General features: G+C 60.8%; 18 protein-coding genes. 13 read left to right on the top strand and 5 right to left on the bottom strand.

The genetic code is table 11. The features are described 5' to 3' along the window. Positions 1–345: 345 nt before the first annotated feature. Entirely contained in the window at positions 346–1,368 is a 1,023-nt protein-coding gene (gene sohB / locus NTD84_RS13315; RefSeq protein WP_262166112.1) for a protease SohB, read from the bottom strand. A 201-nt stretch (positions 1,369–1,569) separates the two neighbouring features. Here sohB and NTD84_RS13310 point away from each other — a divergent pair, with 201 nt between their 5' ends. The 3 genes from NTD84_RS13310 to NTD84_RS13300 all read left to right on the top strand — a co-directional run bounded on the left by NTD84_RS13310 (position 1,570) and on the right by NTD84_RS13300 (position 4,784). Then, positions 1,570–2,280: a histidine phosphatase family protein gene (locus NTD84_RS13310; RefSeq protein ID WP_262166110.1), complete on the top strand. Its 711-nt coding sequence runs from the start codon at positions 1,570–1,572 to the stop codon at positions 2,278–2,280. A gap of 48 nt (positions 2,281–2,328) precedes the next feature. Next, complete coding sequence (locus tag NTD84_RS13305; protein WP_262166109.1) at positions 2,329–2,643, top strand: SCP2 sterol-binding domain-containing protein; 315 nt, start codon at positions 2,329–2,331, stop codon at positions 2,641–2,643. A gap of 293 nt (positions 2,644–2,936) precedes the next feature. Next, entirely contained in the window at positions 2,937–4,784 is a 1,848-nt protein-coding gene (locus NTD84_RS13300) for an amidohydrolase (protein ID WP_262166536.1), read from the top strand. Positions 4,785–4,897: 113 nt separating this feature from the next. Here NTD84_RS13300 and NTD84_RS13295 read toward each other — a convergent pair whose 3' ends face one another. Then, a complete protein-coding gene (locus NTD84_RS13295; RefSeq protein ID WP_262166106.1) occupies positions 4,898–7,528 on the bottom strand; it encodes an MGH1-like glycoside hydrolase domain-containing protein in 2,631 nt (876 codons plus the stop codon). A 199-nt stretch (positions 7,529–7,727) separates the two neighbouring features. Here NTD84_RS13295 and NTD84_RS13290 point away from each other — a divergent pair, with 199 nt between their 5' ends. The 3 genes from NTD84_RS13290 to NTD84_RS13280 all read left to right on the top strand — a co-directional run bounded on the left by NTD84_RS13290 (position 7,728) and on the right by NTD84_RS13280 (position 10,931). Then, positions 7,728–8,591 carry a LysR family transcriptional regulator gene (locus NTD84_RS13290; protein WP_262166534.1) on the top strand — a complete coding sequence of 288 codons (864 nt, stop codon included), beginning with the start codon at positions 7,728–7,730 and terminating at the stop codon, positions 8,589–8,591. 106 nt (positions 8,592–8,697) lie between these two features. After that, positions 8,698–9,843, top strand: a complete 1,146-nt coding sequence (locus NTD84_RS13285; protein ID WP_262166103.1) for a sterol desaturase/SRPBCC family protein — start codon at positions 8,698–8,700, stop codon at positions 9,841–9,843. Then, positions 9,840–10,931 carry an SMP-30/gluconolactonase/LRE family protein gene (locus tag NTD84_RS13280; RefSeq protein ID WP_262166100.1) on the top strand — a complete coding sequence of 364 codons (1,092 nt, stop codon included), beginning with the start codon at positions 9,840–9,842 and terminating at the stop codon, positions 10,929–10,931. Before NTD84_RS13285 ends, NTD84_RS13280 begins: the two co-directional genes overlap by 4 nt. 122 nt (positions 10,932–11,053) lie before the next feature. Here NTD84_RS13280 and NTD84_RS13275 read toward each other — a convergent pair whose 3' ends face one another. After that, positions 11,054–11,296: a hypothetical protein gene (locus tag NTD84_RS13275; RefSeq protein ID WP_262166097.1), complete on the bottom strand. Its 243-nt coding sequence runs from the start codon at positions 11,294–11,296 to the stop codon at positions 11,054–11,056. Between the two features lie 109 nt (positions 11,297–11,405). Then, on the bottom strand, positions 11,406–11,648 hold the full coding sequence (locus tag NTD84_RS13270; protein WP_262166095.1) for a YdcH family protein: 243 nt from the start codon (positions 11,646–11,648) through the stop codon (positions 11,406–11,408). 217 nt (positions 11,649–11,865) lie between these two features. On the opposite strand from NTD84_RS13270, the gene NTD84_RS13265 reads away from it, so the two are divergent. Continuing rightward, positions 11,866–12,387: a DUF4142 domain-containing protein gene (locus NTD84_RS13265; protein ID WP_262166092.1), complete on the top strand. Its 522-nt coding sequence runs from the start codon at positions 11,866–11,868 to the stop codon at positions 12,385–12,387. Positions 12,388–12,555: 168 nt separating this feature from the next. Here the strand turns inward: NTD84_RS13265 and NTD84_RS13260 are convergent, their stop codons facing one another. Beyond that, complete coding sequence (locus NTD84_RS13260; RefSeq protein WP_262166091.1) at positions 12,556–12,831, bottom strand: hypothetical protein; 276 nt, start codon at positions 12,829–12,831, stop codon at positions 12,556–12,558. Positions 12,832–13,088: 257 nt separating this feature from the next. Here NTD84_RS13260 and NTD84_RS13255 point away from each other — a divergent pair, with 257 nt between their 5' ends. The 6 genes from NTD84_RS13255 to NTD84_RS13230 are packed head-to-tail and all read left to right on the top strand — an operon-like array spanning position 13,089 to position 18,513. Next, positions 13,089–13,940 (top strand): STAS domain-containing protein, encoded by an 852-nt coding sequence (locus NTD84_RS13255; protein WP_262166090.1) that lies wholly within the window; start codon positions 13,089–13,091, stop codon positions 13,938–13,940. A gap of 4 nt (positions 13,941–13,944) precedes the next feature. Next, complete coding sequence (locus tag NTD84_RS13250) at positions 13,945–14,307, top strand: STAS domain-containing protein (protein WP_262166088.1); 363 nt, start codon at positions 13,945–13,947, stop codon at positions 14,305–14,307. Continuing rightward, positions 14,304–14,708 carry an anti-sigma regulatory factor gene (locus NTD84_RS13245; RefSeq protein WP_262166086.1) on the top strand — a complete coding sequence of 135 codons (405 nt, stop codon included), beginning with the start codon at positions 14,304–14,306 and terminating at the stop codon, positions 14,706–14,708. The genes NTD84_RS13250 and NTD84_RS13245 overlap by 4 nt, the downstream gene beginning before the upstream one ends. Beyond that, positions 14,705–15,715 carry an ATP-binding protein gene (locus NTD84_RS13240; protein WP_262166531.1) on the top strand — a complete coding sequence of 337 codons (1,011 nt, stop codon included), beginning with the start codon at positions 14,705–14,707 and terminating at the stop codon, positions 15,713–15,715. Before NTD84_RS13245 ends, NTD84_RS13240 begins: the two co-directional genes overlap by 4 nt. Continuing rightward, positions 15,708–16,580 carry a sensor histidine kinase gene (locus NTD84_RS13235; RefSeq protein ID WP_262166082.1) on the top strand — a complete coding sequence of 291 codons (873 nt, stop codon included), beginning with the start codon at positions 15,708–15,710 and terminating at the stop codon, positions 16,578–16,580. Before NTD84_RS13240 ends, NTD84_RS13235 begins: the two co-directional genes overlap by 8 nt. Next, positions 16,570–18,513, top strand: coding sequence for a response regulator (locus NTD84_RS13230; protein ID WP_262166079.1), 1,944 nt, complete (start codon positions 16,570–16,572; stop codon positions 18,511–18,513). Before NTD84_RS13235 ends, NTD84_RS13230 begins: the two co-directional genes overlap by 11 nt. The last annotated feature ends 18 nt before the right edge of the window (positions 18,514–18,531 follow it).

The following is an 18,531-nucleotide window of genomic DNA, read 5'->3' as shown; positions in this document are numbered from 1 at the left end:
AACGACCTTGAAACTGATAAGAGTCCTCAGCTTAAGATCGAACTTTTCATGAAAAAAGCGCAATTGCCCGATGGGTATGCGCTTTGAAACAACCACAATAAGAGACGTTAAAACAGATATTTACCGCAGAGGGCCTGGCTCAATATGTAGCAGGGTGCGGCTGGCGTAATTCCTGTAGGAGCCAGCTTGCTGGCGATGGTCTCAACGGCCCCGCGTTCATTTCAGGCAGCCCGCGTGATCGTTGACGACCATCGCGAGCATGCTCGCTCCTACAGGTTTTGTGGCGTGCTGCGATCCTGTAATGGACTCAACGGCGCCGCGTTCATCCGGGCGCCCTCTGGCCGTTTACCAGAATCGCTGCTGGGTCAAACGGCTCCACCAGCTCAGCAACACGCGATCAACCGAACCGCTGGCCGCCATACCGATGCGTTCCTGCAAACTTTTACGCTCGGCGTAGTGCAGGTGGTAAACCTCGGACTTCTTCGCGCGTTCGGCGAGGTATTCGTCACTGGTCTTGAGCTCGTCCACCAATTGCTTGTCCAGCGCGGCAATGCCGAGCCAGATTTCGCCGGTGGCCACTTCGTCGATGGCCAGTTGCGGGCGATAGCGGGAAACGAAGTTCTTGAACAACTGATGGGTGATGTCCAGGTCTTCCTGGAACTTCTCGCGGCCCTTCTCGGTGTTTTCACCAAACACGGTGAGGGTGCGCTTGTATTCCCCGGCGGTCAGGACTTCAAAGTCGATGTCATGCTTTTTCAACAGGCGGTTGACGTTGGGCAACTGCGCCACCACGCCAATCGATCCGAGGATGGCGAACGGTGCGCTGATGATCTTCTCGCCAATGCACGCCATCATGTAGCCGCCGCTGGCCGCGACCTTGTCGATGCACACGGTCAACGGCACACCGGCGTCGCGGATACGCGCCAGTTGCGAAGACGCCAGGCCGTAGCTGTGGACCATGCCGCCACCGCTTTCCAGGCGCAGGACCACTTCATCCTTGGGCGTCGCCAGGGTCAGCAGCGCGGTGATTTCGTGGCGCAGGCTCTCGGTCGCCGAGGCCTTGATGTCGCCGTCAAAATCCAGGACAAACACCCGGGCTTTGGCTTCGGGTTTCTTCTTTTGCTTTTTCTCGCTTTTCGCTTCGACCTTACGTAGGGCCTTGAGCTGATCCTTGTCGAGCAAGGTTTGCTCCAGGCGTTCACGCAGCCCTTTGTAGAAATCATTGAGCTTGCTGACTTGCAACTGACCGGCCGATTTGCGTCGACCCTTGCTGCGCAACGCCGCAAAACTGGCCAGGACCACCAGGATGGCGATCACCAGGGTCACGGTTTTAGCCAGGAAACTGGCGTACTCAGACAGAAACTCCACAGGCACTCCTTCAATACGATGCGCTGCATGACGCGCGCGGATACCACCAGCATACCCATGCACCGGCCCCGCGGCCAGCCGTGAAACCTCAGGCAACAGGCCTGTAACAAGCATTTCAAACAAGCGTATGTTTTTTCATTGACAGCTCATCGTCATCCTCATAACCTCGCCAAACCTTCAACGTACCGGGATGACGCGGACGTGGGCAGTATCTATCTGATTCGACATGGCCAGGCCTCCTTTGGTGCAGACGACTATGACGTCCTGTCGCCGACCGGTATTCACCAGGCGGAAATTCTCGGCAGGCACCTCGCCGAGCTGGGTATCAGCTTCGATCGCTGCCTTGCGGGTGACTTGCGCCGCCAGCAGCACACCGCCCGTAGCGCGCTGGAACAGTTTACCGCGGCGGGTCTGCCGGTGCCGATCGTGGAGACCGACGCCGCCTTCAATGAATTCGACGCCGACGCAGTGATCCGCGCCTTGCTGCCCGCCATGCTCGACGATGAGCCTGAAGCGCTGGACATCCTGCGCAATGCCGCGCAAAACCGTGCCGAGTTCCAGCGCATCTTCGCGCTGATCATCGAGCGCTGGCTTGCCGGCACCTACGACACTCCGGGCCTGGAAAGCTGGCTGGGCTTTGTCGAGCGGGTCCAGGCCGGTCTGCAGCGGATCCTCGAGAACGCCGACAATACCCAGAAAATCGCCGTGTTCACCTCCGGCGGCACCATCACTGCCCTGCTCCACCTCATTACGCAAATGCCGGCAAAACAGGCATTTGAACTGAACTGGCAAATCGTCAACACCTCGCTGCACCAGCTGAAGTTTCGCGGTCGCGAGGTGGCCCTGGCTTCTTTCAACAGTCATGTGCATCTGCAACTGTTGAAAGCCCCGGAACTCATCACGTTTCGCTGAGTCCGGACAATTGTGACCCTGGCTGTAATCAACCAAAAGGATCGAACCATGACCACCGTAGCTGATGCCGTACAAGCAATGAAAGCCAAGTTCAACCCAGCCGCTGCTGCCGGTCTGGACCTGGTCTTCGGTTTTCGCATCGATGACACCAAGAACTTCTCGCTGATCGTCAAGGACAGCACCTGCGAGCTGAAAGAAGGCGAGAACCCTGACGCCCAGGTGACGCTGGTGATGGATGGCGAAACCCTGGAAGGCATCGTCAGCGGCGAAACCGACGGCATGCAAGCGTTCATGGGCGGCAAACTGCGCGCCGAAGGCGACATGATGCTGGCCATGAAACTGTCCGAACTGTTCCCGGCCTAAGACGGCGGCTCCCTCTTCGGGAGCTGCTCTGGCTGCAGACGAATCCCGCCCCTTGTGGCGGGATTTGTCGTTTTCCGCTTCTGGAAAAACGCCCTGCGCGGATTTGCCGTCTATATTTCTTCTGGCCGCATGTGTCAGACATCGGCTGTTTGCCCCTCGATCATTTTGCGCGGAGCACTGCCATGACACCACCTGACGACCACGACAGCTTCAACCGCCGACGCGTACTGCAAGGCCTGTCGGCGGGCGCCGTCGGTGCCTGGATCAGCCCTCTGTTCGCAGGGAGTAAAACCATGCCCGACAGCCCGGCCGACCTCATTCTGTACAACGGACGCCTGCACACCGTCGATCGCAAGAAACCACAGGCCAGCGCGGTCGCGATCAAGGACGGACGCTTCGTCATGGTCGGCAGCGATGCCCAGGCCATGGCCCTGCAAGGCCCCGGCACACACATCGTCGACCTGCATGGTCGTACGGTGATTCCCGGCCTCAACGACTCACACCTGCACCTGATCCGCGGCGGCTTGAACTACAACCTCGAACTGCGCTGGGAAGGCGTGCCGTCACTGGTCGATGCGTTGCGCCTGCTCAAGGAGCAGGCCGACCGCACGCCGACGCCGCAATGGGTGCGGGTGGTCGGGGGCTGGAACGAATTCCAGTTCGCCGAAAGACGCCTGCCGACCCTTGATGAGCTGAACAAAGCCGCGCCGGACACACCGGTGTTCGTGTTACACCTCTACGACCGCGCCCTGCTCAACCGCGCGGCGCTGAAAGTGGTCGGCTACACCCGCGACACGCCAAACCCGCCGGGCGGTGAAATCCAGCGCGACGCCAATGGCGACCCGACCGGCATGTTGATCGCCCGTCCCAACGCGATGATTCTTTACTCGACCCTGGCCAAGGGGCCGAAATTGCCGCTGGAATACCAGGTCAACTCGACCCGCCAGTTCATGCGCGAACTCAATCGCCTGGGCATCACCAGTGCCATCGATGCCGGTGGCGGCTATCAGAATTATCCGGACGATTACCAGGTCATCCAGCAACTGGCGAAAGATCAACAGCTGACGGTGCGCATTGCCTACAACCTGTTCACCCAGAAACCCAAGGAAGAGCTGACCGATTTCAAGAACTGGACCAGCACTTCGCATTACGGCCAGGGCGATGATTTCCTGCGGCACAACGGCGCCGGGGAAATGCTGGTGTTTTCGGCGGCGGACTTCGAAGATTTCCTTGAGCCTCGGCCGGATCTGCCGCACACCATGGAACAGGAACTGGAGCCTGTGGTGCGGCACCTGGTGGAGCAGCGTTGGCCGTTCCGGCTGCATGCCACGTACAACGAATCCATCAGTCGCATGCTCGATGTGTTCGAGAAGGTCAATCGTGACATTCCGTTTGATGGCTTGCCGTGGTTTTTCGACCACGCCGAAACCATCACGCCGCAGAACATCGAACGGGTAAAAGCCCTCGGCGGCGGTATCGCGATCCAGGATCGCATGGCGTTCCAGGGCGAGTATTTCGTCGACCGTTACGGCGCCAAGGCTGCCGAACACACGCCACCGATAGCGCGCATGCTGGCCGAAGGTATTCCGGTCGGCGCCGGCACCGATGCCACGCGGGTGTCCAGTTATAACCCCTGGACCTCGCTGTACTGGCTGGTCAGTGGCCGAACTGTCGGCGGTCTGGAGCTGTACCCTCAAGGCTTGAGCCGCGACACCGCGCTGGAGTTGTTCACCCACGGCAGCGCCTGGTTTTCCTCCGAACAAGGCAAGAAAGGCCAGATCAAGGTCGGGCAACTGGCGGACCTGATTGCGCTGTCGGCAGACTATTTCCATATCGAAGACGAAGCGGTCAAAGGGATCGAGTCGGTGCTGACCATCGTCGACGGCAAGATCGTCTACGGCACCGCCGAATTCGAAAAACTCGGCCCGCCGCCCGTGCCGGTGGTGCCGGAATGGTCCCCGGTGGTCAACGTGCCAGGCCATTGGCGGCCGCTGGCGCCGCTGACGGCGCAGGTTCATCAGTGCGTCGGCGCTTGCGCGGTGCATGCACACCGTCATGAACGAGCGCGGTTGTCTTCAGCACCTGTCAGTGACTTCCAGGGATTCTGGGGAGCGTTCGGGTGTTCGTGTTTTACGTTTTAAAGTGGGAGCGAGCCTGCTCGCGAAATCGGTGTGTCAGATAACGTCAATATTGGCGGTACTGCCGCCTTCGCGAGCAGGCTCGCTCCCACAGGGATTCTGCGACAGGCTGAGAATCATTTTTGCAGTAGCAGCGCCACCAACGCCGTCCATCCCGTCTGATGGCTGGCCCCTAACCCACGTCCGGTTTCGCCATGAAAATACTCATGGAACAGCACCAGGTCGCGACTCAACGGGTCGGCCTCCAGCTGCGGATAAGCCGCCATCGACGGTCGATTACCCTCTTCGTTTCTGAGAAACAGCCGCGTCAGCCGTTGGCTCAAACTCTGCGCCACCTCTTCCAGCGACGCCAAAAAACCCGATCCCGTCGGGTATTCCACTGAAAAGTTCTGATCGTAATAACGATGAAACTCGCGCAGCGACTCGATCAGCATGTAGTTGATCGGCATCCACACTGGTCCGCGCCAGTTGGAATTGCCGCCATACAGGCGCGATTCAGACTCTCCCGCTTCGTAACGGGCACACAACTGATCACCGTTGATTTGCAGACCAAACGGTTGCTCGGCAAAACTTTTCGACAGCGACCGAACGCCGTACGGCGACAGAAATTCAGCCTCATCCAGCATGCGCCTGAGCAAGTCCTTGGTCCGTTCGCCACGCAACAGCGCCAGCAGCATGCGGTTACCTTCGCCCGGCTCGGTCCAGCGCGACACCAGGCTCGCCAGGTCCGGGCGATGCCGCATGAAACCCAGCAGGCGTTCACGCAACCCCGGCAACCCTTCGTGTTCGTGCTGCTCCAGCACCTGCACGGCAAACAGCGGCATCAGGCCGACAATCGAGCGCAAACGCAGCGGCTCGTTGACGCCGTCGGGACGGTGCAGCACGTCGTAGAAAAACTGGTCCTGCTCGTCCCACAAGCCTTCCGCCTCTGAGTCGACCCGGTTGATCGCCCCGGCGATGTAGAGAAAATGCTCGAAGAACTTCACCGCGATGTCGACGTACACGCTGTTGCGCTTGGCCAGCTCCAGGGCGATGCGCATCAGGTCCAGCGCATAAGCGGCGACCCACGCCGTTCCGTCGGCCTGATCGAGTTGATAGCCGGGTGGCAGCAGCGCCGAACGATCGAACAGCGCGATGTTGTCCAGGCCGAGGAACCCGCCTTGGAACAGGTTGCGACCCTCGGCGTCCTTGCGGTTGACCCACCAGGAAAAATTCAGCAGCAGCTTATGGAAGATCCGCTCGAGGAAGTCCAGGTCGCCGATGCCGGTCAGCGCCTTGTCCTGTTGATACACCCGCCAACTGGCCCAGGCGTGAACCGGCGGGTTGGCGTCGTCGAACCGCCACTCATAGGCCGGCAGCTGGCCGTTGGGGTGCATGAAGCGGTCTTTGACCAGCAGCAGCAATTGATGCTTGGCGAACCCCGGATCGATCAGCGCGAACGCGACGGCCTGGAAACCCAGGTCCCACGAGGCGTACCACGGATATTCCCAGGTGTCGGGCATGGAAACGATGTCGGCATTCGACAGGTGTCGCCAATGGCTATTGCGAATGTGCAGATGCGCGGGCGGCGGCGCAGGTTGTGCCGGGTCGCCGTCGAGCCATTGATTGACGTCGAAGTAATACAACTGTTTCGACCAGAGCAACCCGGCCAGTGCCTGCCGCTGAACGTTACGCGCATCGGGGTCGGTGGTCGCGCTTTGCAGCTGCGCGTAAAAACCGTCGGCCTCGGCGCGCCTGAGATCGAACACGGTTTTGGCACTGACCCGCGGCGCACCCGTCGGAGCGAATCGCAGGTAGACGCTACGACTCTGCCCCGCTTCGAACGCCAGGGAAAAGTGCGCCGCCACCCGCGTACCCGTGTCATGGCGAATCGCATCGTCGCGGCCGTCGACGATGAAATCATTGATCCCGTCCTTGAACGGGCCGCGGGCCGCGACGCCATCGAGTTTGGGGAAATTGCTTTCGTTATTGCAGAACAGCCATTGGCAGTCCTCTTCACCCCAGGCGCTGGCGTGCCGATCGCGCAGTTGCGGGTGTCGAGCCAACACCTGATCACCGTCCAGCGTCAGGCTCGGTTTCTGCCCGTCCACCACCCAGCTCCAGCTATTGCGTGCCCACAGCTGCGGCAACACGTGCAGGTGCGCCGGCTGATTGGCGCGGTTGTGCACGGTGATGCGCATGAACAGGTCGTCCGCAGTGTGCTTGGCGTACTCCACGGTCACGTCGAAGTAGCGGTCATCCTCGAACACACCGCTGTCGAGAATTTCGTATTCGGCATCGGCCAGACCACGGCGGGCGTTTTCGGCCACCAGATCGGCGTAGGGAAATTCGGCCTGCGGGTATTTGTAGAGCATGCGCATGTAGGCATGGCTCGGCAAACCATCGACGTAGAAATACAGCTCCTTGACGTCCTCGCCGTGGTTGCCCTCGGCGTTGTTCAGGCCAAACAGGCGCTCCTTGAGAATCGGGTCACGGCCATTCCACAAGGCCAGGCCCAGGCACCAGTGCTGGGCCCGGTCGGAGAACCCGGCGAGCCCGTCTTCGCCCCAGCGATACGCCCGGCTGCGCGCGTGATCATGGGGAAAGTAGCGCCAGGCATCGCCGTCGGCGCTGTAGTCTTCGCGCACCGTGCCCCATTGGCGCTCGCTCAGGTACGGCCCCCATTCGCGCCAGGCCTCGGCGTCGGGGCCGGTGAGGCGCAGGCCTTCGACAGTGTCCAGGATGTTCGCAGCGGGTTTGGCCGTCATGTGTGATTCCGTTGAGCAGAGACGCTTGCAGTGTAGTGCCTCGATCCCCTGGAAAGCTGAACACAACCTGTAGGAGCCGGCTTGCTGGCGATAGCGCCGCCTCGGCTAGCAAGTAACACCGAGGCGCCCACAGTCCGTGGCCGTATCGCAAGAATGCCTCAGCTCTTACAATGCCCGCACCTCCCGTTCCGGCCTGCCCATGGACATCGACCTCGCCCGCACCTTTCTGGAAATCGTCCGCCACGGCAGCCTCGCCGCGGCCGCGGAGAAACTCCACGTCACTCAGACCGCGATCACTGCCCGGGTGCAGAAACTGGAAAGCCAACTGGGCAGTACGCTGTTCGTGCGTAACCGTGCCGGCGCCCGCCTGACACCGAATGGCGAGGCGTTCGTGGTCTACGCCAATCAATTGGTGGAAACCTGGGAGGCCGCGCGCAGGGACCTGCCGTTGCCGGAGGGCTATCGGGACGTGCTGCACATCGGCGGCGAGGTCAGTTTGTGCAACCCGTTGATGCTCAGTTGGGCCGGCGAGCTGCGGGAGAAGATTCCCAGCCATGCCTTGCGCATGGAAATCCGTGACGGCGAAAACCTGCTGCGGCAATTGGAGCTGGGCGTGCTGGACGCGGCGTTGGTCTATCAGCCGGAATACTGGCCGCGCCTGCAGGTCGAGCAGGTGCTGGAAGAAAAACTCGTGCTCGTACGCTTTCCCGGCAAACCCGACCCTTACGTGTACATCGACTGGGGCCCGGATTTCCGCCGTCAACACGACGCCGCGCTGCCGGAAAAGGCCAAAGCCGCGTTGAGCTTCAACTTGGGCCCGCTGGGTTTGCAGTACATTCTGGAAAACGGCGGCAGCGGCTACTTTCGGACTCGCGTCGTGCAGAGTTATCTGGAAAGCGGCGTGCTGGAGGCCGTGCCGAAAGCCCCGGAATTCAGTTACCCGACCTATCTGGTCTACTCTCGCGATCGCGACTCGGCGACCCTGCAACGGGCGTTCGACCTGCTGCGAGAAGTCATCCAGTCCGACGAAGACTGGTCGCAACGCTGGAATCCGCTGACCTGAGTTCGCCTCACACCGGAACATGGCGTTTGTGTCCTTTGGCTTTGACCCAGCGAAAACGGCGGGATCGTCTAACCTGCTGGGAGGACAACAAGAACAGGTGAATGCAGTGAGGCAGACCACCGAGGCATTTCGCAGCCGCTACCGCGCTGACATCCATCCCCGTTACAACCCCTGGCTACATGGCGCCTTCGTGCTGCTGTTCGGCTTATTGTCGATCGCGGCATTCTGGAGCAGCGTGCATCAGGTGCTGCCGCTGGAATGGCTGGCGCTGCCACTGACGTTGCTGCTCTTCAATCTCGCCGTGTACGGCGTGCATCGCCACCTGGGCCATCACAAACAACGCTTCGCGCGGCTGTTTTACGCCCGCCATGCCGGCGACCATCACAGTTTTTTCGCCCCTGGCCACATGACTTACGACCATGCCCGCGACTGGCGGGTGATCCTGTTTCCAGCGTGGCTGATCGTGGCGCACACACTGCTCATCAGCCTGCCGGTGTGGTGGCTGATCAGCCGGGTGGATGCCAACGTCGCCGGTCTGGTCGGTGGCGGCCTGGTGCTCGGTTACCTGGCCTATGAAGTGTTCCATGCCTGCGAACACCTGCCGCCCTCGAACCCGGTCACGCGCTGGCCGTGGATTCGCCAGATGCGTCGTCTGCACGAACTGCATCACCGCCGCGAGTTGATGCAGGAACGCAATTTCAACATCGTTTTTCCACTGATGGACTACCTGTTCGGCACCTTCTACTGGGAGCCCGAGCCGACCTACCTCGACCCGACGAGAACGCCCATGACACGCATGCAGCATCAGATCCACATTGCCGGCGACCCGATTGACGTGCTCGCCTATGCCAGCACCGTGACCCGGTGGCCAGAGTGGCACCCCTCCTCACTCAAGATCGATGGCCCGGCTGGCGCGCTGCATGCCGGCTCGCGCTTTGAAGAAGACATCAGGGCCGGAGGCCGCGACGGGCATTTGAGCTGGGCGGTCAACGAGTATTTGCCCGGACGCCGCTGGAGTGCCCGGGCGCTCGGTGACAACGGCCTGTCGCTGGTGGTGACTTATGAGTGCGAGGCCGAGGGCGCTGGCACGCGGTTCGTACGCACCCTCGACTATCAGTTCAGCGGCCTGGCGATGCGGATCGCCAATCGCCTGCTGCTGAAACGGCGGATCGATAGAGAGTCGGCCGCGTCGATGCTGGCCTTGTGCGAAATGGCTGAAAGACACCTGGCCCCGGCGGGGGTTACTGCGTGAGTCGAACCGTCAAGTTTCGTCATGCATTGCTGTTGGTGGTGGTTGCCATTGCTGCATTCCTGCTGCTGATGCCGACCAAGGTGCAACCCGTGGCCTGGACACCCTCACCTGCGCCTTCGCTGGCCAGCGGCCCCTACGCTGACAATCAGCGCCTCAAAGGTGTGGAGCGGGTTGGCGCCGGGGATATCGACGGCCCGGAGGCCTTGCTGTTGGAGGGTGACGTGCTGATCACCGGCCTGCACGACGGTCGGCTGATCCGTACCAGCCTTGATGGCAAGGACACTAAAGTGCTGGCCGATACCGGTGGCCGACCGCTGGGGCTGGCGCGTCATCCCAATGGATTGCTGGTGATCGCCGACGGAATCAAGGGCCTGCTGTCGCTGGATGCGCAAGGTCGCTTGATCCCGTTGACCACGACGGCGAACGGTGTCGACTTCGGTTTCACCGACGACGTGGCCATCGACAAGTCCGGGCACTTCGCCTACTTCAGTGATGCGTCCAGCCGTTTCGGTTACGGCCACGATGGCGAGGCGATCATCGAGCATGGCGGCGACGGTCGCCTGCTGCGCTACGACTTCCAGACCGGCAAGACCGAGGTCCTGCTGGATAAGCTGGAGTTTGCCAACGGCGTGACCCTCGGGCCGGACGAAGCCTTTGTCCTGGTCAACGAAACCGGTGCCTACCGCATCAGTCGTTACTGGTTGAGCGGACCCAAGGCGGGCACGCACGACCTGTTCATCGACAACCTGCCAGGGTTGCCCGACAACCTGGCATTCAACGGCCGCGACCGCTTCTGGGTGGCGCTGTACGCCCCGCGCAACGCGCTGCTCGACGCCACGGCGACGCTTCCGTTCGTGCGCAAGATGATCGTGCGGGCGATGACGATCTTGCCCAAACCGGTGGAGAAACGTGGGTTTGCCTTGGGGCTGGATGTGGAGGGCAAGGTGATTGCCAATCTGCAGGACGGCAGCAGCGACAATTACTCGCCGATTACTACGGTACGAGAGTACGGGGACTGGTTGTATTTCGGCTCGCTGAAGGCGAGGCACATGGTGCGGTTGCCGTTAGCCACCGCCCTGCAGAATTAACCCAGATCAAAATGTGGGAGCGGGCTTGCTCGCGAAGGCGACGTCGCAGGCGACACGCTCATTGAATGTCAAGCCGCTTTCGCGAGCAAGCCCGCTCCCACAGGGGGGCGTGCATACCTGGACTAACGGGGATCAATCTCGCCGTCGCGCACGGCATTGTCGGTCTCTTCGCGCACCCGCTCTGGGTCGAGGTCGGTGCCGTCGTCCTGATCCATGGGGATCGCGCCTTCGTTGTTCGGAAGTTCGTCAATGCCCGGTTCGTCTTCCGGGTTGACGGTGGTGCGACCCGGACTTAGGGGCTCGGGATGGGTGGGGATCGGGTCGTAGCCGCCCTGCTCTTCGCTGGGGAATTTTTCATCGGTCATGGGGCACCTCGCATGGAGCCGTAATGTCGGACTCTGATCATTCGAGGTGCCGGGATTTAATGCCGTTCCAATTTTTCAGTCACCGGTCGTCGGTGGCCGGGGCAACCCGTCAGGACGGCGCCTGGAGTTGCTGGACGATCTTGTCCTTGACCTGCAAACGCTTCTCCTTGAGCTTTTTCAGTACGTCATCACTGGGCGCGTCCGATTGGGCGGTTTCAGCCTTGACCACCTCGGCGTCCGCCTGCGCGTATTTATTGATCAGTGAATCCAGTAACGGATCCTTGGTGCGTCTTTGCTGGATTTCTTCCTTTGAAAGTTTCAAATCTGCAGAAAGGTCGTGTGACACCGGCATGGAACACCTCCGTTTGTTGATCGGCAGCGAACGCGATCGATTGCGCTCACCAACTACCAGAATGGCCTCGGTCTACTGGTTCTGTCGACCGCCTATCAGACCAGCGGTGTCCGTTCGTCGTCTTGAGACAAACCCGGTAAAACCTTTGTCCGCTCGTCGGTCTCCATTGATTAACGATCACTTGATCGTCCATAAAAACCTGTGTGGAGAATAACCAATGGACGGATTCACCCTGCGCCACCTCGCTCTGGCCGTCGCCTTGAGCACCAGCATGGGCGCGGCTTTCGCGGCCACCGACAATAACTTCGTCGACAATGCCGCCGCCGGTGGGATCGCCGAAATCGAAACCAGCAAACTTGCCCTGGAAAAAAGTCAGTCGGCGGATATCAAGGCATTTGCCAACATGATGATCACCGATCATTCCAAGGCGAACGATGAGTTGGCCGCCATTGCCAAGAAAAACGACATCAAGGTGCCGGATAGCACGACACTGGTGAAACAGGCGAAGGAAAAGATCCTCGACATGCGTGATGAATCGTTCGATGCGGCGTACGCCAATAACCAGGTGAAGGCCCACGAAGAAACCATCGAGCTGTTCAAGAAAGAAGCCAATACCGTGACTGACGACAAGGTCAAAGGCGCACCCGAGCTGAAAGGTTTCGCGCAGAAAATGTTGCCCGGGCTGGAAAAACACCTGGACATGGCGAAGAAACTGCAAGCCGCCCATCCAAGCAAGTAAGTAAGTACATCGCGCACAAAAAAGGCCGCATCCCAGGATGCGGCCTTTTCGTTTGTACTGTAGGAGCGAGCTTGCTCGCGATGAACCCGAGAACGCCAAGGGTGTCAGGTTTCCCGCGTGTTCGTTCACGACCTTCGCGAGCGAGCTCGCTCCTACAGGGGATCAGTGTTAACCGCCGTCGGTATCAATGTCGGCATCGGTGTCATCGCTGGGCTTCGGCCGATCCGGATCGGGTTTGAAGCCGGGGCTGAATTCGTTGTCGTTATCGTTGTGCCGGTTCTTCTGGTCGACCGACTGGTCGGCACTTTCCGGCTTGGCGGTCTGGCCTTGATCCTGGCTTTGTCCGCCTGAGCCGCCCGGGGTCTGCGGGTCGATGGCCGGGTCGTTGCGTTCGCCCGGTGCGGGGTTTTGATCCTGCGTCTGTGTCGGTGATTGCTCTTTCATACGTACCTCGTTCGTCACTGCCAATACACGGCTGAAACACTCGGCCTTGTAGTTTCGAAGCCGCTGCCCGGACAGGGTTCCATCCAATGCCTGATAGAACACAAAAGAACGCAGCCTTCGGCAGTGCCAACTAGAGTATTGTTGCCCCGGGTAAAAATTCCTGCCGGGCTGAACAACTATTTCATACGGCAAATGTCACTGATCTGCGCCGATCAATTTTTGGGGAATCGGCGCGCACCTCCAAGGAGTCACCGGACATGGCAGCACTGCAGACCACCACGCTCGAAGCGATCAAAAAAGACCAGGCGCAATTGCTTGCCGACTGGACCAAAGCCCTCGAGGCCAGTGGTGCCACGCGCAACATCAAGGAGCAGGATCTGCGGCAGCAGACCTCGGAATTCCTGCAATTGATCGTCGCCGGACTTGAGAAAGGCAATGGCCAGAATGTTGCTGCATCAGGTTGGGACGAGATTCGCCAGTACCTGGAGAAGCTTTCCCATAGCCGCGCCCTGCTCGGCCAGGACTCGCAGCAGACTGCAAGCTTCATCTTCGCGCTGAAGGGCCCGCTGTTTGCGCTTCTGCAAAATCATTACCAGGACAATCCGGCCCTGCTGGCCGAACAACTCTGGGAAATCTCGGAATTGCTCGACGCCCTGGGCATGCACACCATCCGCACATTCCAGAAGTCCCGTGAAGCCGTGATCAAGCGTCAGCAGGAAGAACTGCTGGAATTGTCGACCCCGGTGGTCAAGCTGTGGGACGGCGTCCTGGCGCTGCCCATGATCGGCACCCTCGATTCGCAACGCACCCAGGTAGTGATGGAATCGCTGTTGCAGCGCATTGTCGACACCGGTTCGGAAATCGCCATTATCGACATTACCGGCGTACCGACGGTCGACACCCTGGTGGCCCAGCATTTGCTCAAAACCGTCACCGCCATTCGCCTGATGGGTGCGGATTGCATCATCAGCGGCGTACGTCCACAGATTGCCCAGACCATTGTCCACCTCGGACTGGACCTGCAAGGCGTGGTCACCAAGGCCAACCTGGCCGATGCGCTGAAACTGGCCTTGACCCGTCTGGGGTTGACCGTCAACAAGGCGGTCTGAGCCCATGGAGCGTATTCCGATTTTGCAGATGGGCGACTTCCTGCTGGTGACCATCCAGGTCGACATGCATGACCAGTTGGCCCTTACGCTGCAGGATGATTTGTCCGAACGCATCAACCGCACGTCTGCCCGCGGCGTATTGATCGACATCTCCGCGCTGGACATGGTCGACTCGTTCATCGGCCGGATGATCGGCACCATTTCCGGCCTGTCGAGAATCATGGACGCCCAAACCGTGCTGGTGGGCATGCAGCCCGCTGTCGCCATCACCTTGGTGGAGCTTGGCATGACCTTGCCCGGCGTCAGTACGGCGCTGAATGTCGAGCGCGGGATGAAACTGCTTCAGGATCGAGTGCGCGAGCAATGACCGTACGCAGCAGCGGCACTCAACCGATCAACATCGAGCAAGACGTAGTGCTGGCACGGCAGCTGACCCGCAAGCTGGCCACCGAATGCGGCATGCGCCTGATCGACCTGACCAAACTGGTTACCGCTGTCAGTGAGCTGGCGCGCAACACCATGGTCTATGGCGGTGGCGGCGACATGGACTGGCAGATTCTTGAGGAAAACACGCGCACCGGCCTGCGTCTGGTGTTCCGCGACGAGGGCCCGGGCATTCCCGACCTCAAGCTGGCCATGACCGACGGCTGGACGTCCGGCAGCGGTTTGGGCCTGGGCCTGACCGGCGCCAAGCGGCTGGTGGAAGAGTTTGAACTCGAGACCGAGCCCGGCAAAGGCACTCGCATAACGATCACCCGATGGACATGAATATCGGGGGGGCAATGACCCAGGTGCTGCCGATCGAAGACAACAGCCAGATCGGTTACGCACGCCGCACCGCTCAGCAGCTCGCGGAAAAGAACGGCTTCGACGCGACAGACGCCGGTCGCGTGGCGCTGGTCGCCACCGAGCTCGCCAGCAACATTCTCAAGCATGCCACCCACGGTGAGCTGCATCTGCGGGTGTTGCCACGGGCATCGGGTGCGGGCATCGAAATACTCGCCGTCGACCGCGCCAAGGGCTTTGACTTGCAGGCGTGTCTGGCCGATGGTTTTTCCACTCGCGGTACCCAGGGCATTGGCCTGGGTGCAGTGTCGCGGCAAACCGAAGTGTTCGATGCCTATGCCGATGCGCGGGGCGCCGTGCTGTTGACGCGGTTGTACCCGCGCACCGACAAGGCGCCGGACCGGCGGATCGGAGTCAGCCAGCATTCCTTGCACCACGACCCGGCCTGCGGCGATGTCTGGCACCTGGCGTTCGACGGGGCGCGCATCAGTGCGCTGGTGATCGACGGCCTGGGGCATGGCGAGGAAGCCGAGCGTGCGGCCCGCGCGGGCGAAAAAACCTTCGCCCTGGCGCCGTTCACGTCCCCGGTGCTGCTACTCGAAGACATTCATATCGCCATGACCGGCACTCGTGGCGGCGCGCTGGCCATCGCGCAGTTCGATGGCGACGCCGACACGCTGCGATTTGTCGGTATCGGTAATATAGGTGCCTGCCTGATTGGCCCGGACAAATCCCGCGGTCTGGCGTCACACCCCGGTATCGTCGGTGGGCAATACCGGAAAGCCCAACCTTTTGACTATGCTCAAGTGAACGGACATCTGTTGATCATGTACAGCGACGGCCTGCAATCCCGTTGGAACCTGCAAGATTACCCCGGCCTGGTGCACCGCCATCCCGCCGTAATCGCCGCAATTCTGCACCGCGATTTCTGTCGTGGACGGGACGACGTTACCGTGGTGGTCATTGCCCTGGAGACAGCCCATGGCTGATACGCCCCTGACTCAGGCTGACGAATACGCTGCGCAGATTGTGCAGTTGCAAAGTGAAGCCGACGCCCTGCGCGAGGAACTGGACGAAACCAACCAGGGCGTCCTCGCGTTATACGCCGAGCTCGATAACCAGGCCGAACAGCTGCGCCAGGCGTCGGATCTGAAAAGTCGTTTCCTGTCGTACATGAGCCACGAATTCCGCACACCACTGGGGTCGATCCTGAGCATCGCCAGCTTGCTGAGCGATGAGCTCGACGGCCCGTTGAGTCCCGAACAGCACAAGCAGGTGGCCTTTGTCAGCACGGCCGCCCGTGAACTCAGCGACATGGTCGACGACCTGCTGGACCTGGCGAAAATCGAAGCCGGACGCATCAGCATTTCCCCGGCCTGGTTCGACATGTTCGACTTGTTTGCCGCTTTGCGCGGCATGTTCCGGCCGATTGTCGACGCCAGCGCCGTGGACCTGATTTTCGAAGAGCCCATCGGCCTGCCGAGGCTGTACACCGACGACAAGAAACTCGCGCAGATCCTGCGCAATTTCATTTCCAACTCGCTGAAATTCACCACCCGGGGCGAAGTCCGGGTTTCGGCGCGCCTTGAAGGTGATCGGGTGCGCTTTGCGGTCACGGACACCGGAATAGGTATCGCTGCCGAGCTACATGGCGCATTGTTCGAAGACTTTTCCCAGGTCGACTCGCCCTTGCAGAAACGCTTGCGCGGCACCGGGCTGGGACTGTCCCTGTGCAAGCGCTTCGCCGCCCTGTTGGGAGGCGAAGTCGGGGTCGAGAGTACACCGGGGGTCGGTTCGACCTTTTTCGTGATCATCCCGCTGGCCATCGCCATGGAGCCCGCCGATGAAACGTGATATCCGCCTGTTGATCGTCGATGACAACGTCGCCACGCGCTACGCCCTGCGCCGACGCCTCGAGAGCCATGGTTATCACGTGCTTGAAGCGGGAACCGGTGGCGACGGCCTGGCGCTGATCGACAGTGAATTGATTGATGCGCTGATCCTCGACGTCAACCTGCCGGATATGAGCGGCTTCGACATCGTGCGCAAACTGCGCTCCGAAGCCACCACCGCCCTGCTCCCGGTGATTCACGTGTCGGCGGCGTCGATCCAGACCGGCGACATCATCACCGGCCTGGACGCGGGCGCCGACGCCTATCTGATCCATCCCGTGGACCCGGACGTATTGTTGGCGACCCTACGCACGCTGTTGCGGGTCCGCGACACGGAATACGCCCTGCGGGAAAGCGAGGCGCGGTTTCGTGAGATTTTCGTCAACGTCTCGGCGCCTATCGCGGTGCTCGATGACCAGCTCAAGGTGCACGAGTGCAACCACGCCTTTGCCCGACTGATCCAGGACAACCGCGACCCGGATGCCTTGCAGGAATGCTTCGCCGAGCAGCAGCAGTCGATTCTCGACGAACTGCGCCTGCGCTTGAGCGCCGGTGAACGCTGGAAAGGCACGCTGAACATGCGGGTCGAGGGTGAACTGCGGGAAACCGAGTGGCAGATCTCGCCCTACCGCACGCCGGAGCTGAGCCTGGTGTTCGTCGAGGACGTCACTGAACACCGTCACCGCGAGCGCTCGCACCTGGCGCGGCTCGACGATGCCACGTCGCAGCTGGAACACGAAATCGCCGAACGGGTGCGCACCGAGGCGCAGTTGCTGCAAGTGCAGAAGATGGACGCACTGGGCAAACTCACCGGCGGCATCGCGCATGATTTCAACAATCTGCTGACCGGCATCATCACCAGTCTGGAGCTGATTCAGAAACGCATTGCCGATTCACGCACGGACAAGGTCCAGCTGTACGCCGAATCGGCATTGAATTCCGCCATGAGCGCGGCGGCGCTGACTCATCGCCTGCTGGCCTTTGCCCGTCAGCAACCGCTCAATACCCGGCCGGTGGACATCAACGAGCACATCCGTTCCCTGGAAGAGTTGCTGGTGCGCACCATCGGTGAACACATTGCGCTGAAACTCGAACTGACCTCGAAGGCAGCGACTGCGCTGGTCGACCCGATTCAATTGGAAAGCGCGGTGTTGAACCTGGTGATCAATGCCCGTGACGCTTTGCCTCAGGGCGGGAATATCTGGGTCAGCACGTATGCGGCGTATTCGCACGGGGACCTGAAACTGGCGGATGGCGCGTACGTTGCGCTGTCGGTGCGCGACGACGGCACCGGCATCGAACACAACGTGATCGACAAAGTATTCGACCCGTTTTTCACCACCAAACCGTTGGGCCAGGGCACCGGGCTGGGGCTGTCGAGCATTTACGGGTTCGCCCGGCAATCCGGGGGCGACGCGCACATCCGCAGCGTGGCCAGACGCGGCACCGAAGTGACCATCATGCTGCCGGCCACGGCCGATCCGACCCCCACTGAAGCGGAACCTTCGGTCGTGGACCCGCAAGGCTCGGGGGAGCATGTGCTGATTGTCGAGGACATGCCGTCGGTGCGTATGTTCGTTGCCGAAGTGTTGGTGGATGCGGGTTATCGCTGTACCCAGGTGGGGGACATCGAAGGCGCGCTGGAGCGGTTGCAGAACGATCCGTCGATCAACCTGATGCTGACGGACGTGGGCCTGCCGCGCATGAACGGCCGCGAACTGGCCGATGTCGCCCGTGGCTGGCGCGAAGGGTTGCCGATTCTGTTCATGACGGGTTACGCGGAAAACGCCGTGAATCGCCAGGTGTTTCTCGGCGATGGCATGGACATGCTGATCAAACCGTTCCAGATCAGCGAACTGCTGGACAAGGTCCGCCGCACGCTTGATTGCGCCTGATACAGCCATTCGCGAGCA

The sequence above is a fragment of the Pseudomonas sp. 14P_8.1_Bac3 genome (assembly GCF_025466085.1).
GTDB lineage: Bacteria > Pseudomonadota > Gammaproteobacteria > Pseudomonadales > Pseudomonadaceae > Aquipseudomonas.
Note: the sequence above shows the minus strand (reverse complement) of the source record. Positions and strands in the feature narration are given on the sequence as shown.

Bases quoted from the DNA above. Each gene is read 5' to 3' on its own strand.
- NTD84_RS13305 (WP_262166109.1), top strand. From the start codon at position 2,329: ATGACCACCGTAGCTGATGCCGTACAAGCAATGAAAGCCAAGTTCAAC.
- NTD84_RS13300 (WP_262166536.1), top strand. From the start codon at position 2,937: ATGCCCGACAGCCCGGCCGACCTCATTCTGTACAACGGACGCCTGCAC.
- NTD84_RS13295 (WP_262166106.1), bottom strand. From the start codon at position 7,528: ATGACGGCCAAACCCGCTGCGAACATCCTGGACACTGTCGAAGGCCTG.
- NTD84_RS13290 (WP_262166534.1), top strand. From the start codon at position 7,728: ATGGACATCGACCTCGCCCGCACCTTTCTGGAAATCGTCCGCCACGGC.
- NTD84_RS13275 (WP_262166097.1), bottom strand. From the start codon at position 11,296: ATGACCGATGAAAAATTCCCCAGCGAAGAGCAGGGCGGCTACGACCCG.
- NTD84_RS13270 (WP_262166095.1), bottom strand. From the start codon at position 11,648: ATGCCGGTGTCACACGACCTTTCTGCAGATTTGAAACTTTCAAAGGAA.
- NTD84_RS13265 (WP_262166092.1), top strand. From the start codon at position 11,866: ATGGACGGATTCACCCTGCGCCACCTCGCTCTGGCCGTCGCCTTGAGC.
- NTD84_RS13260 (WP_262166091.1), bottom strand. From the start codon at position 12,831: ATGAAAGAGCAATCACCGACACAGACGCAGGATCAAAACCCCGCACCG.
- NTD84_RS13255 (WP_262166090.1), top strand. From the start codon at position 13,089: ATGGCAGCACTGCAGACCACCACGCTCGAAGCGATCAAAAAAGACCAG.
- NTD84_RS13250 (WP_262166088.1), top strand. From the start codon at position 13,945: ATGGAGCGTATTCCGATTTTGCAGATGGGCGACTTCCTGCTGGTGACC.
- NTD84_RS13245 (WP_262166086.1), top strand. From the start codon at position 14,304: ATGACCGTACGCAGCAGCGGCACTCAACCGATCAACATCGAGCAAGAC.
- NTD84_RS13240 (WP_262166531.1), top strand. From the start codon at position 14,705: ATGAATATCGGGGGGGCAATGACCCAGGTGCTGCCGATCGAAGACAAC.
- NTD84_RS13235 (WP_262166082.1), top strand. From the start codon at position 15,708: ATGGCTGATACGCCCCTGACTCAGGCTGACGAATACGCTGCGCAGATT.
- NTD84_RS13230 (WP_262166079.1), top strand. From the start codon at position 16,570: ATGAAACGTGATATCCGCCTGTTGATCGTCGATGACAACGTCGCCACG.